We start from the raw sequence: 16,479 nt of genomic DNA, 5'->3' as shown, positions 1-16,479 counted from the left end.
TCTCATGCCCCGGACATTCTCCCCCGGCATCGTCCACGCTGCGCTGGCGGTGGGCGGTTTCGCGATCGGCACTACCGAATTCGCCGCGATGAGCCTGGAGCCGGACCTCGCGCGCGGGCTGCATATCGATGCGCCGACCGCGGGGCATGTCATCAGCGCCTATGCGCTGGGCGTGGTGGTGGGTGCGCCGATGCTGGCGGTGCTGTCGGCGCGGATGGCGCGGCGGACCCTGCTGATCGCGCTGATGCTGATGTTCGCGATCGGCAACGGCCTGTCGGCGATGGCGCCCGATTATCACTGGATGCTCGCCTTCCGCTTTCTCAGCGGCCTTCCGCACGGAGCCTATTTCGGTATCGCCGCACTGGTCGCCGCCTCCCTCGTCCCCGATGAACGGCGGACGGTGGCGGTGGGGCGTATCATGCTGGGCCTGACCGTGGCGACGGTGGTGGGGGTGCCACTGGCGCAGATGCTGGGTCAGTGGCTCAACTGGCGCTGGGTCTTTGGCGTCGTCGCCGCGCTGGCGCTGCTGACCGCCACGCTGGTCGCCATCGCCGCGCCGCACGACCGGCCGGAGCAGGGGGCGACGATCCGGCGCGAACTGGCGGCGCTGGGCCGGGGCCAGGTGTGGTTGACGCTGGCGATCGGGGCGATCGGCTTTGGCGGTATGTTCGCGGTCTATACCTATCTCGCCGCGACGCTGACCGAGGTGACGGGGGCGTCCACCGCGACGATCCCGCTGGTGCTGGCGGTGTTCGGCATGGGCATGACGATCGGCAATATCGTCGTGCCGCGCTTTGCCGACCGGGCGTTGATGCCGACGGCGGGTGGGTTGCTGCTCTGGTCGGCGGCGATGCTGGCGCTCTATCCGCTGGCGGCGGGAAGCCTCTGGACGATCCTGCCCAATGTCTTTGCCATCGGCCTGGGCGGCGCGCTCGGCACCGTGCTCCAGACGCGGTTGATGGACGTGGCGGGCGAGGGGCAGGGGCTGGCCGCCGCGCTCAACCATTCGGCGTTCAACACCGCCAACGCCATTGGCCCATGGGCAGGCGGCCTGGCGATCGCGCAGGGACTGGGCTGGACCTCGACCGGCTATGTCGGCTGTGCGCTGGCGCTGGGCGGCTTTGCGATCTGGCTGGTCGCGATGCGATTCGCCGGAGACACGCTCAGCGGGCCAGCGGATCGATCGAATCGTCCGGTGCTGTCGCACTGAGGCTTTTCGCCACCGCGTCTACCTTTTCCATGACGCGAAGGATGTTGCCGCTGGTCAGCGCGGCGAGGTCGGCATCGCTCCAGCCGCGCCGGACCAGTTCGGCCAGCACCAGCGGATAGCCGTCCACGCCGGTCATGTTCTCCGGCCCGGTGCCGTTGATCCCGTCATAATCGCCGCCGAAGCCGACCGCGCCGCGCCCTGCCACCTGGGCGATGTGCGCGATATGGTCCGCGACCATCGCCGCCGTCACGCGTGGGGGTGGATTGGCGGCATCCCAGGCGATCAGCGGCGCGGGACTGCGCGGGCCATAGACATTGGCGGCCACCCCGACCGACTTGGCATAGGCGGTGCGCGTCCGATCCCAGGCGCGCCAGTCGCTCGACAGGAAGGCGGGGTAGCAATTGACCATCACCACGCCGCCGCCTGCGCCGATCCGACGGAGCAGGTCGTCGGGGATGTTGCGCGGCGCATCCGCCAGCGCGCGCGCGTCGGAATGGGAGGCGATGACCGGCGCCTTGCTGGTGTCGAGCACCGCCGCCATCGTCGCGTCCGAGACATGCGCGACATCGACGATCATGCCGATTCGGTTCATCTCGGCGACGACCGCGCGGCCGAACGGGGTGAGGCCGTTGGCGATCGGCGCATCGGTCGAGGAATCGGCCCAGGCCAGGCTGTGGCCATGGGTCAGCGTCATATAGGCGACGCCCAGCGTCCGATACTGACGCAGCACCGACAGCCGCCCGTCGATCTGGTGGCCACCCTCGACCCCGATCAGCGACGCGACTTTGCCGGAGCGGGCGATGCGGCGCATATCCTCTGCTGTGCGGGCCATCGCCATCCGGTCCGGATGCGGGGCGACGAGGCGGTGGACGCGGTCGATCTGCTCCAGCGTCATCTCCACCGCGCGCGGACCCGTGACATCGGCGGGAATCCACACCGACCAGAACTGCCCGCCAACACCGCCGCGCTTCAACCGCGGCAGGTCGGTCTGAAACGGATGAGGCAGGGCGGTGGTGCCGGTGTCGAGTGCGGGCGACTCGGGTGGAACGCCGGAGTCGCGCAATTCCCAGGGCAGGTCGTTATGCCCATCGACGATCGGCGCCCGGGCCAGGACCGTTTCGACCCGGCGCGTGACGGCGGCATCGGCCATGGCGGCCTGAGCAAGAAAAAGCACGATCATAGCGTGGGCCTCCGTTCGAAATGGGTGAGCGCGGGGTCGAGCGGCGCGTCGCTTGGCACGACGTGCGCGACCCGGGCGGCGGGCGGACCGTCGGCGGCCTCGGCGATCATCCGGGTCAGGGCCGCGTTATCGCCTTGGACCAGCGCTTCGACCGAACCGTCCGCGCGGTTGCGGACCCAGCCGGTCAGTCCCAGCGAATCGGCGCGGGTCCGGAACCACTCACGATAGCCCACGCCCTGCACGCGCCCGGTAATGCGGAGATGACGACCGACCATACGCTGACTGTCGCGTGGGAGGGGGACAAAGGGAAGTCCCCTATTCCTCCTGTGCATGGGGCGGTGGCAGGGTGGAATGTCCCGACCATCCTCGACCCCGTGGGCGGGTTCGACCTGGCACGCCCCTCCCGCGATGCGCCCCAGGTCCCATCCCCTTGCAGGGGAGGAATCCTGGTTCGCGGGGAGGCGCAGAGCTCGCGGAGAAGACGTGTCTGTTCTTCTCTGCGTCCTCCGCGCCTCTGCGCGAACAAAGGCCTTAGACCTTTTCGGTCAGTTCGGGCACGACGGTGAAGAGGTCGCCGACCAGGCCGATATCGGCGACCTGGAAGATGGGGGCGTCCTCGTCCTTGTTGATCGCGACGATGACCTTGGAGTCCTTCATGCCCGCCAGATGCTGGATCGCGCCCGAGATGCCGACCGCGACATAGACTTCGGGTGCCACGATCTTGCCGGTCTGGCCGACCTGATAGTCGTTGGGGGCATAGCCCGCATCGACCGCCGCGCGGCTCGCGCCGACAGCGGCGCCCAGCTTGTCGGCCAGCGGGTCGATCAGCGCATGGAACTGCTCTTCCGAACCCAGCGCGCGACCACCCGAGACGATGACCTTGGCGCTGGTCAGTTCGGGACGGGCATTCTCGGCCTTCTCGGCACCGACGAAGCGCGACTTGGCCGCATCGCCCGTGGTCGGGATGGCCTCGATGGTGCCCGATCCGCCCTCGGCCGCCGCCTTTTCGAAGGCGGTGGTGCGCACTGTCAGGACCAGCTTGGTGTCGCTGGTCTTTACGGTCGCGATGGCATTGCCCGCATAGATGGGCCGGGTGAAGCTGTCCGGTCCCTCGACCGACAATATGTCGCTGATCTGCATCACGTCGATGAGGGCTGCGACGCGCGGCGCGATGTTCTTGCCCGTCGTGGTCGACGGCGCGAGGAACGCGTCGTGATGGCCCATCAGCTCGGCGATCAGCGGCGCGACATTCTCAGCCAGCGCGTTCGCATAGGCCGCGTCGTCCGCGACATGGACCTTGCCGACGCCCGCGATCTCCGCGGCGGCCTGCGCCACGCCGTCGACGCCCTGCCCGGCGACGATCAGGTGCACCTCGCCCAGCTTGGCCGCCGCCGTGACGGTCGCCAGCGTGGCATCCTTGACGGTCCCGCCGTCATGCTCGACCCAAACCAGCGTCTTCACTTGGCCACTCCCAGTGCCTTGAGCTTTTCCACGAGTTCATCGACCGAGCCGACCTTGACGCCCGCCTGGCGCTTGCCCGGCTCGGCGACATGGGTGATCGTCAGCCGGGGCGCGATGTCGACGCCGTAATCGGCCGCCGTCTTGGTCGCCATCGGCTTGGACTTGGCCTTCATGATGTTGGGGAGCGACGCATAGCGCGGTTCGTTCAGGCGCAGGTCGGTGGTGACGATCGCGGGCAGCGTGAGCGCCACCGTCTCCAGACCGCCATCGACCTCACGGGTGACGTTGGCCGTCTCACCCTCGATCTCGATCTTCGACGCGAACGTGCCCTGCGCCCAGCCGAGCAGCCCGGCCAGCATCTGGCCGGTCTGGTTGTTGTCGCCGTCGATCGCCTGCTTGCCCAGGATCACGAGGCCGGGCTGTTCCTCCTCGACCACCTTGGCGAGCAGCTTGGCGACGCCCAGCGGCTCGGGTGCCTGGTCGGCGGTGATCAGCACCGCCCGGTCTGCCCCCATGGCGAGCGCGGTGCGCAGCGTGTCCGCCGCCTTAGGCTCGCCGATCGAGACGACGACCACTTCCGTCGCCGCCCCCTTCTCTTTCAGCCGGATCGCCTCTTCCACCGCGATCTCGTCGAACGGGTTCATCGACATCTTCACGTTCGCCAGGTCGACGCCCGTCCCGTCCGCCTTCACACGCGGTTTCACGTTATAGTCCAACACCCGCTTCACGGGCACGACGATCTTCATCGCGATTCCTTCCCGGCTGGATAGCCCATCATGCCGCCGTCTTTGGCGGGCTTGCGACCGCATCGCAAGAGTTACGCCCGACCAACGAGAAAGGGGCCCGGACGTTTCCGCCCGAGCCCCCCTATATCGGTCCGTCAGGGCCAAAGGTGCGGTTTAGGCGACCTTCTGAACCTCGGCGACGATCTTCTTGGCGGCGTCGCCCAGATCGTTGGCGGGGACGATGGCGAGACCCGAATTGGCGAGGATTTCCTTGCCCTTCTCGACATTCGTGCCCTCGAGGCGCACGACCAGCGGAACCTGCAAGTTCACTTCCTTCGCCGCCGCGACGATGCCGTCGGCGATGATGTCGCAGCGCATGATGCCGCCGAAGATGTTGACCAGGATGCCCTTCACGGCGGGATCGCTCAGGATGATCTTGAACGCCGCGGTGACCTTCTCCTTGTTCGCGCCGCCGCCGACGTCGAGGAAGTTGGCCGGGAACATGCCGTTCAGCTTGATGATGTCCATCGTCGCCATGGCGAGGCCAGCGCCGTTGACCATGCAGCCGATGTCACCGTCGAGCTTGATGTACGCCAGGTCGTACTTCGACGCCTCCAGCTCCATCGCGTCTTCTTCGGTGGTGTCGCGCAGTTCCATCAGGTCCTTGTGACGGAACATGGCGTTGCCATCGAAGCCGACCTTGGCGTCGAGCACCATCAGCTTGCCGTCCTCGGTGACGGCGAGCGGGTTGATCTCGATCTGCTCGGCATCCGTGCCCAGGAACGCGGCGTACAGCTTCGACGCGACATTGGCGGCCTGCTTGGCGAGGTCACCGGTCAGCTCCAGCGCGGCGGCGACGGCGCGGCCGTGATGCGGCATGAAACCGGTCGCGGTGTCGATGTCGATCGAGTGGATCTTCTCGGGCGTGTCATGCGCCACGGTCTCGATGTCCATGCCGCCCTCGGTCGAGGCGACCATCGAGACGCGGCCGGTCGCGCGGTTGACGAGCAGCGCGAGGTAGAATTCCTTGGCGATGTCGACGCCGTCGGTCACGTACAGGCGGTTGACCTGCTTGCCCGCTTCGCCGGTCTGGATGGTGACCAGCGTGTTGCCCAGCATGTCGGTCGCAGCCGCGCGCACTTCCTCGGCGGTCTTGGCGAGGCGGACACCGCCCTTGGCGTCGGGGCCGAGTTCCTTGAACTTGCCCTTGCCGCGGCCGCCCGCATGGATCTGCGCCTTGACGACGTAGAGCGGTCCGGGGAGCTTGGACGACGCCTCGACGGCCTCTTCGACGGTCATCGCGGCGAAGCCGGCGGGGACGGGCACGCCGAACTTGGCGAGCAATTCCTTGGCCTGATATTCGTGGATGTTCATACGCTAGCCTTCCGCCTCTCGGGTGGTTCTAGGGAAATTGGTTGCGGCTAAAGCACAGGCCGGGCGGTAAATCCACCCCGAAACCGCTTTATTGCAATTGCATCGCAGATGCGATTTGCAATCGGTCAGGGCGTTCGATGGCGGCGATGAAGGGAATTGTGCGCAAAATCATCGCATATGCGTTATAGCACCGTCATGCATTGGGCTTTCGGTATCCTCCTGTTTCTCGGCACCGTGATCTTCATGGAGGGATTCGCCTATGCGGCGCATCGCTGGATCATGCATGGGCCCGGCTGGTTCCTGCATGAAAGCCACCATCGCCCGCGCACCGGCAATTGGGAATTGAACGACCTGTACGCGGCGATCTTCGCGGTGCCCTCCTTCGTGATGATCCTGGGCGGCGCGCAGCTGGGCTGGTGGCCGGGCTTCACCTGGATCGGGGCGGGGATCGCGGCTTATGGCGCCATCTATTTCGGCTTTCACGACGTGATCGTGCATAAGCGCCTGCCGAGCCGCTATCTGCCCAAATCCGAGTATATGAAGCGCATCATCCAGGCGCACCGGCTGCACCATGTCGTCGAGACCAAACATGGCACGGTCAGCTTCGGCTTTCTGGTCGCGCCCAGGCCTGAAGCGTTGAAGGCCGAATTGAAGCGGCGGTCGCGGGCGGGGGTGCGTCGCCCGGCGGGTGCGCCGCCCGAGCGGGATGCGGCGTTGTCGGAAAAGTAACCTTCTTTCGGATAAGATGAAGGCACTATGGAAAAACCGGTCTTTACCCCGCCGTTCGAGCCGGTTGCCGGCCAGGATCTTCGCCGTTCGCTACGCCATGCGGTGCGGATGCGCGCCCATTTGCGCGACAAAGGGCAGACCCGGTTCGAGATCGACGTGGTCGATCTGTCGCCCGAAGGCTTTCGCGCCGAAACCAGCTTCACTCTTTGGCCGGGCACCATCGTCTGGCTGACCGTGCCGGGCTTGGCGCCACTGGAGGCGGTGATCGCATGGCGCGACCGGTTCCGATATGGTTGCGCCTTTTCGAAGCCGCTTCACCCGGCGGTGTTCGAACATATCGTCGGCTTGGGGAATCGCTGATTTTCAGTCGCCATTGGGCGCCGGTATTTCCTGAGTCCATGTGACGTTGGGTGGATCGGCCCGACCCCTTGCTGGCTTTTCCGGTTCCGCAGACGTTATGGGCAAAGGTGCACCTGCGAATATAACTGGAATCACCGGGACTCGGTGTGCCCTCGCCCTGGTGGTTTTGGCTACCTTGCCACCCGAATGCCGAGTCGTCGCAATCGGGCGCTCCGCCGCTGTCGCAACCGTAGTCCCCACACTCATGGCCCCCAGCGCCATCGCGGCGAGCGCAGGCCGCAATACCGTATAGCGGACGCAAAGATTTCCAGAATTCGACTCGACCAGGTGGCGTCGCTGGTCGTCGCTCATGCTCGTCAGATCATGGACGACCTTGTCGCAAAGCGAGCAGCGCCCCGCTGTCACGATGTCATCGAGCTTGCCCGGATAGGGGCAAGGGCTTTGGATTTTCGGGAATAGAGCCATCCGCATCCACTCCATGCGTCCGGCGATCCAAGGCGAAGGCCGGTTTCGACCTTCGCCCCATAGCATCAATCGAACAGGCTCGAAACGCTCGTCTCGTCCGCGATACGCTTGATCGCCTCGCCCAGCAGCGGGGCGATCGGCAGGTGGCGGATCTTGCCGGTGGCGTTGATCGACTCGTGATTCCCGATCGAGTCGGTGATCACCAGCTCGCGCAGCTCCGAGCCATCGACGCGCGCCACCGCGCCGCCCGACAGGACGCCATGGGTGACATAGGCGACGACATCCTGCGCCCCCGCCTGACGCAGCGCGGCGGCGGCGTTGCACAGCGTCCCCGCCGAGTCGACGATGTCGTCGATCAGGATGCAGAAGCGCCCTTCGACGTCACCGATGATGTTCATCACCTCCGACTCGCCTGCACGCTCGCGACGCTTGTCGACGATGGCCAGCGGCGCGTTGTTCAGCCGCTTGGCAAGCTGGCGCGCGCGGACCACGCCGCCCACGTCGGGCGAGACGACCATGAGATTGTCGTTCTTGAACCGCGCGAGAATGTCCGCCGACATGACCGGCGCAGCATAGAGATTGTCGGTCGGGATATCGAAGAATCCTTGGATCTGACCGGCATGGAGATCAACCGACAGGACGCGGTCGGCGCCCGCGACCGTGATCAGATTGGCGACCAGCTTGGCCGAGATCGGCGTGCGCGGGCCGGGCTTTCGATCCTGGCGCGCATAGCCGAAATAGGGGATGACTGCCGTGATCCGCCGCGCCGACGCACGCTTCAGCGCGTCGATCATGATCAGCAATTCCATGAGGTTGTCGTTCACCGGATAGCCGGTCGACTGGATCACGAACACGTCCTCGCCGCGGACATTTTCCTGGATCTCGACGAAGATTTCCTCATCGGCGAAACGGCGGACAAGGGCCTCGGTCAGCGGCACTTCCAGATAGGCCGAAACCGCTTTGGCCAGCGGCAGGTTCGAATTGCCGGTCATCAACTTCATGCTACTACCCCGTCCCCGCAGACAGTCTCTGATCGCGGCCCCTTTAATCGCGCTGTCACAATAGCGCAAAGGCGATTCCCGGATTATGGCGCGGGGCATGACCGTGACCCGTTTCGCTCCCTCGCCCACCGGGCGGCTGCATGTCGGCAATATCCGCACCGCGCTCCACAATTGGATGTACGCTCAAAGCACCGGCGGCCGCTTCCTGCTGCGTATCGACGACACCGATGCCGAGCGGAGCGAGGAACGCTATGTCGATGCGATCCGGGCCGATTTGGCGTGGCTGGGCCTGATCCCGGATGCGGAGGTGCGCCAGTCGCAGCGTTTCGCGCTATACGAGGCGCGCTTCACCGAATTGGTCGCGGGCGGCCATGTCTATCCCGCCTATGAGAGCGCGCAGGAACTGGACCTGAAGCGCAAGATTCAGCTCGGGCGGGGTCTGCCGCCGGTCTATGACCGCGCCGCGCTGGCCCTGAGCAACGAGGATCGTGCCAAGCTAGAGGGTGAGGGCGTTCGCCCGCACTGGCGGTTCAAGCTCGATCACGGCGCAGCCATCGAATGGGACGATGCGGTGCGCGGAGCCCAGCGCTTCGATCCGGCGACGATGAGCGATCCGGTGATCCGCCGCGCCGACGGCACGTGGCTCTACATGCTCCCCTCGGTCATCGACGACATCGACATGGGCGTGACCCAGGTGGTGCGTGGCGAGGATCACGTCTCCAATACCGCGCTCCAGATTCAGATGTTCCAGGCGCTGGGGGCGGAACTGCCCCGCTTCGCCCATGCTGCGTTGCTGACCGGCAATGAGGGCAAGCTGTCCAAGCGACTCGGCTCGCTGGGCGTCGATCACTTTCGCGAGATCGGCATCGAGCCGCAGGCGGTGCGTGCGCTCCTCGCACGGATCGGGACCAGCGATCCGGTCGAGCCGGTCGCCGACATGGCCCCCCTGATCGCCGGATTCGACTTTTCGCGCTTCGGTCGGGCACCGGCGCGGTTCGACGAGGCGGAACTGGCGCAACTGAACGCGCGCATCCTCCACCAGACGCCCTATGACGCGGTCGCCGATCGCCTGCCGACCGGCATGGGCGCGGCGGAATGGGAGGCGGTGCGCCCCAATCTTTCCACCGTCGCGGAAGCTGCCGACTGGTGGCAGGTGATCGAGGGACCGGTCGAGGCCTCCGAACCTGCCGAGGACGACCGCGCCTATCTGGCGCAGGCGGCGCAGGTTGCGGGCGAAATCGACTGGGCGAGCGACCCCTGGCATGCGCTCACCGCCGCGCTGAAGGACGCGACCGGGCGCAAGGGCAAGACGCTGTTCCTGCCGTTGCGACTCGCGCTGACCGGGCGGGCGCAGGGACCGGACATGGCCGCGCTGCTGCCGCTGATCGGGCGCGAGCGGACGGTCGCGCGTCTGTGGGCCTGATTTACCGAACGGCCTTTCATTACCGCATCCCCTCGCCCACATAGGGCGGGCAACACGTAAAGGAGCGTCTTTTGGCCACGTTGGGAATGTCGCCCGCCGAGAAGGAGGCCGTCACCGCCTTCCGCCGCGATGTCGTAGAGCCGTCGATGACCAAGCTGGTCATCCTCGATTTCTGGGCGGAATGGTGTGGGCCGTGCAAGGCGCTGGGCCCGACGCTGGAGAAGGTGGCCGAGGCCTATGCCGACAAGGGCGTCGTGCTGGCCAAGATCGACACCGACAAGAACCAGTTCATCGCCAACCAATTCCAGATCCGCTCGATCCCGACCGTCTATGCGATGTTCCAGGGACAGCTGGTCGCCGACCTGACCAGCGCGCGCACTGAAAGCGCGCTGCGCACCATGCTCGACCAGTTGCTCAAGCAATTGCCGATCCAGTCGGAGGCAGCGGATGCGGCGGCGGAGCTGGAACCGTTGATCGCGATGGGCGAGGAAGTGCTCGAGGCCGGCGACGCCGAACGCGCGCTGTCGATCTTCGACCAGCTGCTCGACATGGCACCCGATCACCCCGCCGTTCTGTCCGGTCGCATCCGGGCGCTGATCGCCGCCGGACAGGTGGACGAGGCGGAAGCGGCGGTGGATGCGTTGCCCGAGACGTTGGCGAACGACCCCGCCATCCACCGCGCCGTCGCCGCCGTGGCGCTGGCCCGCTCGGCACCTCCGGCGGCGGACTATGCCGGATTGGCCGATGAAGTCGCCGCCAACCCAGACGATCATGAAAAGCGGTTCGCGCTGGCGAATGCGCAGATGGCGGCGGGGGACCGTGACGGGGCGGCGGACAATCTGCTCCACATCGTCGCGGCCGATCGCAGCTGGAACGAGGATGCTGCGCGTCAGCAGTTGCTCAAGCTGTTCGAGGTTGTCGGCATGACCGATCCCTGGGTGTCCCAGCAGCGGCGGCGCCTGTCCGCCATCCTGTTCGGATAAGAGCGGATGGCGCGGCTCTCGATCTTTCCGCTGGCGGGCGCGATCCTCTTTCCGGGGATGCCGTTGCCGCTGCACATCTTCGAGCCGCGCTACCGGGCGCTGGTATCCGACGCGATGGCGCGTGACCGGCGGATCGGCATGGTCCAACCATCGGGCGAGGGGGACAAGCCCTCGCTCTATGCGACCGGCTGCGTCGGCCGTATCGCCGAGGTCGAGGCGATGGAGGACGGCCGTTACAATCTGGTGCTGGAGGGCGTGTCGCTGTTCCGCATCGTCCGTGAGCTGGAGGTGACGACGCCGTTTCGCCAGGTCGAGGCAGAGCTGCTGCCCGTGGTGGACGAAGACCTGTTGTCGCTGGGCCGCCGCGCCTCGCTGGAACAGGAATCGCGCCGCTTCGCCGATCTACAGGGCTATGCGGTCGACTGGGACGCGGTCGGTCGGCTGGACGATGAGAGCCTGGTCAACGGCATCGCCCAGATCGCGCCCTTCGACATCGCCGCGAAACAGGCGTTGCTGGAAGCCCCCGATCTGGAGCAGCGCGCCGAGCTGATCATCCAGTTGATGCAATTTTTCGGTCGCCATGACGGCGAGGATCGGGTGACGCTGCAATGAGCCTGGACCCGTGGCTGCTCGAACGACTCGTCTGCCCGGTGACGCGGACGCCGCTACGCTATGACGAAGCTGCGCAGGAACTGGTGTCGGAGGCGGCGGGGCTGGCCTATCCGATCCGCGACGGCGTGCCGGTGATGCTGGTCGAGGAAGCGCGGGAAATCTGATTCCCGTCTTAGTTCAACCAACCCCCACCTCCGTTCGCATTGAGCGAAGTCGAAGTGCACGTTCCGCGTTGGCGGATAGGGTTTCTCTTGGCCTTCGACTTCGCTCAGGCTGAACGGAGGATGGGAACGGTCAAACGATTCTGCCGATCAACGCCACCAACACGATGACCAGCGCCGCGACGCTGGAATAGAAGGTCAGCGCAAAGCCGAACGCCCGCGCCGCTGCACCCCGCGTATAATTCGCCCAGAACAGCGTCCGCCCCACCGAGAACAGCGCGGCGAGCGCCGGGATCATCGCCCCCGACCCTTCCACCACCCAGGCGAGCGCCAGATAGGCGGGAATCGCCAGCACCACCTGTTCCAGCGTGTTGCGCAGCACCGCCTGCGCGATGACGACCCGCGGCGAATCTCCGCTCCCGCTGGCTGCCGCATCGATGTCGGCGGGCGATTCGAAGCGGAGCGCCGCGACATGTCCGATCGCCACCGCCAGCCAGAGCGCTGCCACCGTCGCCGTCGCCACCGCGCGGAGCACCCGGTCCGTGGGCGACAGGACGGGCGCGATACCCCAGCCGATCGCCAGCGTCAGGACCACGACGGCCAGAGCCGCCCCCATGCCGCGCGCCACGCCGGTCTGGCGGCGGTCGCGAATTGGAGCCCGAACGGGGCGGGTGGGGCGATCAGGATAATCAGGCCCAGGGATCATAGCTGCCGAAACTCCAGACATGGCCTTCCGGGTCGCGCGCCGCATAGCCTCGCCCGCCATGGGGCTTGTCCGCCGGCTCGGCTATGATCGTCGCACCGCCCGCACGGGCCTGGGCCGCATGGGCGTCGACATCCGCGACGACCAGATACAGGTCCATCGTCACCCCGCCGGCCTGGGTCGGCGTCTTCGATCCCGCCACGGCGGCATGGGGCGTGAACAGCGCGCTCGACACCATCACCATCCGCTCCTGCCATACCAGTTGCGCGTGATGGATGACGGTCGGATCGTCGGGATCGGAAAACACCGCCTGCCGCGCGAACCCGAAGGCGTCACATAGAAAGTCGATGGCGCGCGGCGCATTCTCGTACCGGAGGCAGGGAATGATATCGTGCCGCATCGCCATCTCGCTCGACTGGGTTACACCATCACGCCCTGCAACAACCGGGGCAGCTGTCCGGTTTCGCCGCGCGCCTCGGCCATGAAGCGGTTCTTGATCGGCGGGATATGGTTGATCGCGGTGATGCCCAGCCGCCGTATCGCGCTGGCCGTCTTTCCGGGCACGCCGAAGATGCGGTTGAAGCTGTCGGTCGCTACCGACACCATCAGCGTGTCGAGCCCGCGCCATTGCTGGTAGCGCTGGAGCAGCGCCGCATCGCCCAGATCCATCCCGGTCCGCTTGCCCTCGACCAGCACCTCGACCAGCGCGGCGACGTCGCGATAGCCGAGGTTCACGCCCTGCCCCGCGATCGGGTGGATGCCATGCGCCGAGTCGCCGACCAGCACCAGCCGGTCGCCGGTCATGGTCGCGGCGCGGTGGAAGCCCAGCGGATAGGCCGAACGCGGGGAGGCATGGGACAGCGCGCCCAAGAAGCCGCCCATGCTCTTCTCCGCCTCCGCCAGGAAGGCCCGGTCGGAGAGCTTGAGCATGGCATCGCCGTCGCGCCCCGGCACCGACCAGACGATCGCCGAGCGATGCCCGATCTCGTCGTCCGGCAAGGGCAGCAGCGCGAAGGGACCGGTGGGGTAAAATATCTCGAACGCGATATTCTCGTGCGAGGCTTCGTGGTGGAAGGCGCTGATGATTGCCTTATGGTCATAGGACCAGCGCGCGACCTTGATTCCCGCCGCGTCGCGAGTCGGGGATTGCCGCCCCTCCGCCGCGACCAGCAGAGGCGCGCGGACGGTGGTGCCGTCGCTAAGCTGTGCGATGACGCCGCCCGGACCACGCTCGACCGACAGGGCGCGGGTCTGCATCCGCAGATCGACCAGACCCGCCTCATTGGCGGTGGCATGGATCGCGCGGCGGAGCAGCTTGTTCTCGAACATCGTGCCCAGCGCGCCGTCATCGGCGTCGGGGATGAAGTCGAGCGCGCCGGGCTCCAGCCCGTCGCTGACCCGAATATGCCGAATCTCGCAGCCCTGGCCCGCCAGCTTCGCGCCGATCCCGATCGCGTCCAGCATCCGCCAACTGGCCGAGGCGACGGCGGAGGCGCGTCCGTCGAAACCGGGGGCCAGGATCACCGCCGGATCGGCGGGATCGACGATGATCGAAGACAGGCCATGCGCGGCCAGCCCGACGCCCAGCGTCGCGCCGACCAGGCCGCCGCCGAGGATGATGACGTCGCTATTCATAGCTTCGCTCCTAGACCTTCCTATCGCGCCAAACAATGTGGCAGGCGCTCGCGCCTTGACGTGGGAACCATCAGAGGCGATGAATTTTCCCGCATTTTCGGACATTCCTGAAGGACAACACCCATGGCCAGCCGCGCGCAGCCGGTTCTATGGCGCGAGACGGTGAAGGCGGGGGCGGTGCGCAGCGGCGCGCTGGTCACGGCGATCGCCCTTTTTGCCGTTACGCTGATGCTGGTGCTGGCGCTGGCCAGCTACCGGGCGAGCGACCCGGCGCTCAACACCGCCTCGGGCGCGGTGCCCGCCAACTGGCTGGGGCTGCCGGGCGCGTGGGTGGCCGATATCGCGCTGACCCTGTTCGGGCCCGCCGTTGCGCTGATCCTGCCGGTGGGTCCGATCATCGCGACCCGGCTGTGGCGCGACCGACCGGCGGGACGCTGGGTGCGGATGCTGCGGCAGGCGGTGATCGGCGTCGCGCTGATGGCCTGTGCCTTGTCCTTCGTGTCCGACTCGGCGGTGCTGGCGCTGCCCGCCGGATGGGGCGGGGTGATCGGCCTGTCGGCCGTCGGGCTGGTCGACTGGGTGCTGGCGTTCAGCGGACAGCCGGCGGTCGTCACCTGGGGTTCGGTCGTGGCGGGGCTTGCCTTCGGCCTGGGCGGTGCGCTGATCTGGGGACGCAGCCTGGAACTCGATCTGGCCGAACGCGGTCTGGCGCGGTTGCGCCGTCGCCGCGCCGCCATGTCGGGCGACGAGGCCGATGGCGTGCCCTGGGACGATGAAGACGAGTCGCTTTACGACGACGCAGAGGATGAGGAGCCGTTGACGCTGGCGCGCAAGGCGGTGCCGGTGCGCGAGGACCGCCCCGCCCCCGTCATCGCCGACCGCCAGGTCGCACCCGCCCCCGCCCGGCCCAAGGCGGCGGCCGACCGCGATGCGCCCTATCAGCTCCCCGGCCTCGACCTGCTGACGCCCGCGCCGCCGACGCCGGCGGGCACGATCGACAAGGCGGGGCTGGAGCGCAATGCGCGGCTGCTGGAGAATGTCCTCGACGATTTCCGCGTCCAGGGTTCGATCGTCGAGGTGCGCCCCGGCCCGGTCGTCACCATGTACGAACTGGAGCCCGCGCCCGGCATCAAGGCCAATCGCGTCATCGCGCTGGCCGACGACATTGCCCGCAACATGTCGGCGATCTCGGCGCGCGTCGCGGTGATTCCGGGGCGCAACGTCATCGGCATCGAACTGCCCAATCAAAAGCGCGAGATGGTGTCGCTGCACGAACTCGTCGCGTCGCAGAGCTTTGCCGACCAGGCCGCGCAATTGCCGATCATCCTGGGCAAGAATATCGCGGGCGACTCGGTCGTCGCCGACCTCGCGCCGATGCCCCACCTGCTGGTCGCGGGTACGACGGGTTCGGGCAAGTCGGTCGGCCTCAACGGCATGATCCTGTCGCTGCTCTATCGCCTGACGCCCGAGCAGTGCCGTATGATCATGATCGATCCCAAGATGCTCGAACTGTCGATGTATGACGACATCCCGCATCTGCTCTCCCCGGTCGTCACCGATCCGGCCAAGGCGGTCCGCGCGCTGAAATGGGCGGTCGAGACGATGGAGGACCGCTATCGCCAAATGTCCTCGGTCGGCGTGCGCAGCCTCGCCAGCTTCAACGACAAGGTGCGCGCGGCCAAGGCCAAGGGGCAACCGCTGGGGCGCAAGGTCCAGACCGGCTATCATCCCGAGACCGGCCAGCCGGTCTATGAGGAGGAGAAGCTCGAATACGAGCCGCTGCCGCAGATCGTGGTGATCGTCGACGAGCTGGCCGACCTGATGATGACGGCGGGCAAGGAAGTCGAATTCCTGATCCAGCGGCTGGCGCAAAAGGCGCGCGCGGCGGGTATCCACCTGATCATGGCGACGCAGCGCCCGTCGGTGGACGTCATCACCGGCGTCATCAAGGCGAACCTGCCGACCCGCATCAGCTTCCACGTCACCTCCAAGATCGACTCGCGGACCATCCTGGGCGAGCAGGGGGCCGAACAGCTGCTGGGGCGCGGCGACATGCTCTACATGCCCGGCGGCAAGGGCATCGTGCGGGTCCACGGCCCCTTCGTCTCGGATGACGAGGTGCACCGGGTCGCCGATCACTGGCGCGCGCAGGGGCAGCCCGACTATATCTCCTCGGTCACCGAGGAACCGGCGGAGAGCTTCGCGCTCGACGGTGCGCCCACGGGCGAGGACTCGGCCGAGGACCAGCAGTATCGCGCCGCGATCCAGCTCGTGTGCGAGAGCCAGAAGGCCTCGACCTCCTGGCTCCAGCGGCAATTGCGCATCGGCTATAACTCGGCGGCGCGGCTGATCGAGCGGATGGAGACCGACGGCATCGTAGGGCGCCCGGATCATGTCGGTCGGCGTGAGGTGCTTCGCGATACGGAGGGGCATCCGATTTAGAGATTGGGGCCGTAC

Annotated in this window: 17 protein-coding genes; 8 read left to right on the top strand and 9 right to left on the bottom strand. The window is 66.8% G+C overall.

The features are described 5' to 3' along the window. Nucleotides 1–4 precede the first annotated feature (4 nt). Nucleotides 5–1,210: an MFS transporter gene (locus tag NZL82_RS03550; protein WP_261268398.1), complete on the top strand. Its 1,206-nt coding sequence runs from the start codon at nt 5–7 to the stop codon at nt 1,208–1,210. Here NZL82_RS03550 and NZL82_RS03545 read toward each other — a convergent pair. From NZL82_RS03545 to sucC, 5 genes are all read right to left on the bottom strand, one after another. After that, nucleotides 1,164–2,390 carry a dipeptidase gene (locus NZL82_RS03545; RefSeq protein ID WP_261268397.1) on the bottom strand — a complete coding sequence of 409 codons (1,227 nt, stop codon included), beginning with the start codon at nt 2,388–2,390 and terminating at the stop codon, nt 1,164–1,166. The genes NZL82_RS03550 and NZL82_RS03545 overlap by 47 nt on opposite strands. Next, nucleotides 2,387–2,665, bottom strand: a complete 279-nt coding sequence (locus NZL82_RS03540) for an acylphosphatase (RefSeq protein ID WP_261268396.1) — start codon at nt 2,663–2,665, stop codon at nt 2,387–2,389. The genes NZL82_RS03545 and NZL82_RS03540 overlap by 4 nt, the downstream gene beginning before the upstream one ends. A 256-nt stretch (nt 2,666–2,921) precedes the next feature. Next, nucleotides 2,922–3,851, bottom strand: coding sequence for an electron transfer flavoprotein subunit alpha/FixB family protein (locus NZL82_RS03535; RefSeq protein ID WP_261268395.1), 930 nt, complete (start codon nt 3,849–3,851; stop codon nt 2,922–2,924). Further along, a complete protein-coding gene (locus tag NZL82_RS03530) occupies nt 3,848–4,597 on the bottom strand; it encodes an electron transfer flavoprotein subunit beta/FixA family protein (RefSeq protein ID WP_261268394.1) in 750 nt (249 codons plus the stop codon). Before NZL82_RS03530 ends, NZL82_RS03535 begins: the two co-directional genes overlap by 4 nt. 153 nt (nt 4,598–4,750) lie before the next feature. Then, nucleotides 4,751–5,950 (bottom strand): ADP-forming succinate--CoA ligase subunit beta, encoded by a 1,200-nt coding sequence (sucC, locus tag NZL82_RS03525; RefSeq protein WP_056438953.1) that lies wholly within the window; start codon nt 5,948–5,950, stop codon nt 4,751–4,753. A 195-nt stretch (nt 5,951–6,145) separates the two neighbouring features. Here sucC and NZL82_RS03520 point away from each other — a divergent pair, with 195 nt between their 5' ends. Continuing rightward, a complete protein-coding gene (locus NZL82_RS03520) occupies nt 6,146–6,679 on the top strand; it encodes a sterol desaturase family protein (RefSeq protein ID WP_261268651.1) in 534 nt (177 codons plus the stop codon). 27 nt (nt 6,680–6,706) lie between these two features. After that, nucleotides 6,707–7,039 (top strand): pilus assembly protein PilZ, encoded by a 333-nt coding sequence (locus NZL82_RS03515; RefSeq protein WP_261268393.1) that lies wholly within the window; start codon nt 6,707–6,709, stop codon nt 7,037–7,039. 530 nt (nt 7,040–7,569) lie between these two features. On the opposite strand, the gene NZL82_RS03510 is transcribed toward NZL82_RS03515, so the two are convergent. Next, nucleotides 7,570–8,505 (bottom strand): ribose-phosphate pyrophosphokinase, encoded by a 936-nt coding sequence (locus tag NZL82_RS03510; RefSeq protein ID WP_261268392.1) that lies wholly within the window; start codon nt 8,503–8,505, stop codon nt 7,570–7,572. 97 nt (nt 8,506–8,602) lie between these two features. Between NZL82_RS03510 and gltX the strand changes: the two genes are divergently transcribed. From gltX to NZL82_RS03490, 4 genes are all read left to right on the top strand, one after another. After that, nucleotides 8,603–9,928 carry a glutamate--tRNA ligase gene (gene gltX, locus NZL82_RS03505; RefSeq protein ID WP_261268391.1) on the top strand — a complete coding sequence of 442 codons (1,326 nt, stop codon included), beginning with the start codon at nt 8,603–8,605 and terminating at the stop codon, nt 9,926–9,928. Between the two features lie 86 nt (nt 9,929–10,014). Next, nucleotides 10,015–10,911, top strand: coding sequence for a tetratricopeptide repeat protein (locus tag NZL82_RS03500; protein WP_261268650.1), 897 nt, complete (start codon nt 10,015–10,017; stop codon nt 10,909–10,911). A gap of 6 nt (nt 10,912–10,917) precedes the next feature. Next, a complete protein-coding gene (locus tag NZL82_RS03495) occupies nt 10,918–11,523 on the top strand; it encodes an LON peptidase substrate-binding domain-containing protein (protein WP_261268390.1) in 606 nt (201 codons plus the stop codon). Then, on the top strand, nt 11,520–11,687 hold the full coding sequence (locus tag NZL82_RS03490; protein WP_230483936.1) for a Trm112 family protein: 168 nt from the start codon (nt 11,520–11,522) through the stop codon (nt 11,685–11,687). The genes NZL82_RS03495 and NZL82_RS03490 overlap by 4 nt, the downstream gene beginning before the upstream one ends. 130 nt (nt 11,688–11,817) lie before the next feature. Here the strand turns inward: NZL82_RS03490 and NZL82_RS03485 are convergent, their stop codons facing one another. Genes NZL82_RS03485 through NZL82_RS03475 form a run of 3 tightly spaced genes read right to left on the bottom strand, consistent with a single transcriptional unit; the run spans nt 11,818 to nt 14,022 of the window. Beyond that, nucleotides 11,818–12,390, bottom strand: a complete 573-nt coding sequence (locus NZL82_RS03485) for an MAPEG family protein (RefSeq protein ID WP_261268389.1) — start codon at nt 12,388–12,390, stop codon at nt 11,818–11,820. Continuing rightward, nucleotides 12,374–12,787 carry a VOC family protein gene (locus NZL82_RS03480; protein ID WP_261268388.1) on the bottom strand — a complete coding sequence of 138 codons (414 nt, stop codon included), beginning with the start codon at nt 12,785–12,787 and terminating at the stop codon, nt 12,374–12,376. The genes NZL82_RS03485 and NZL82_RS03480 overlap by 17 nt, the downstream gene beginning before the upstream one ends. A 20-nt stretch (nt 12,788–12,807) precedes the next feature. Then, nucleotides 12,808–14,022, bottom strand: coding sequence for a UbiH/UbiF/VisC/COQ6 family ubiquinone biosynthesis hydroxylase (locus NZL82_RS03475; RefSeq protein ID WP_261268387.1), 1,215 nt, complete (start codon nt 14,020–14,022; stop codon nt 12,808–12,810). Nucleotides 14,023–14,145: 123 nt separating this feature from the next. Here NZL82_RS03475 and NZL82_RS03470 point away from each other — a divergent pair, with 123 nt between their 5' ends. Next, the gene (locus NZL82_RS03470; protein WP_261268386.1) at nt 14,146–16,464 is read left to right on the top strand and encodes a DNA translocase FtsK; all 2,319 of its coding nucleotides are present in this window, start codon (nt 14,146–14,148) and stop codon (nt 16,462–16,464) included. Nucleotides 16,465–16,479: the final 15 nt, after the last annotated feature.

The organism is Sphingomonas sp. LC-1 (assembly GCF_025371035.1).
In the GTDB taxonomy this organism is placed as follows: Bacteria; Pseudomonadota; Alphaproteobacteria; order Sphingomonadales; family Sphingomonadaceae; genus Sphingomonas; species Sphingomonas sanguinis_E.
This window is presented reverse-complemented; position numbering and strand designations above follow the sequence as displayed.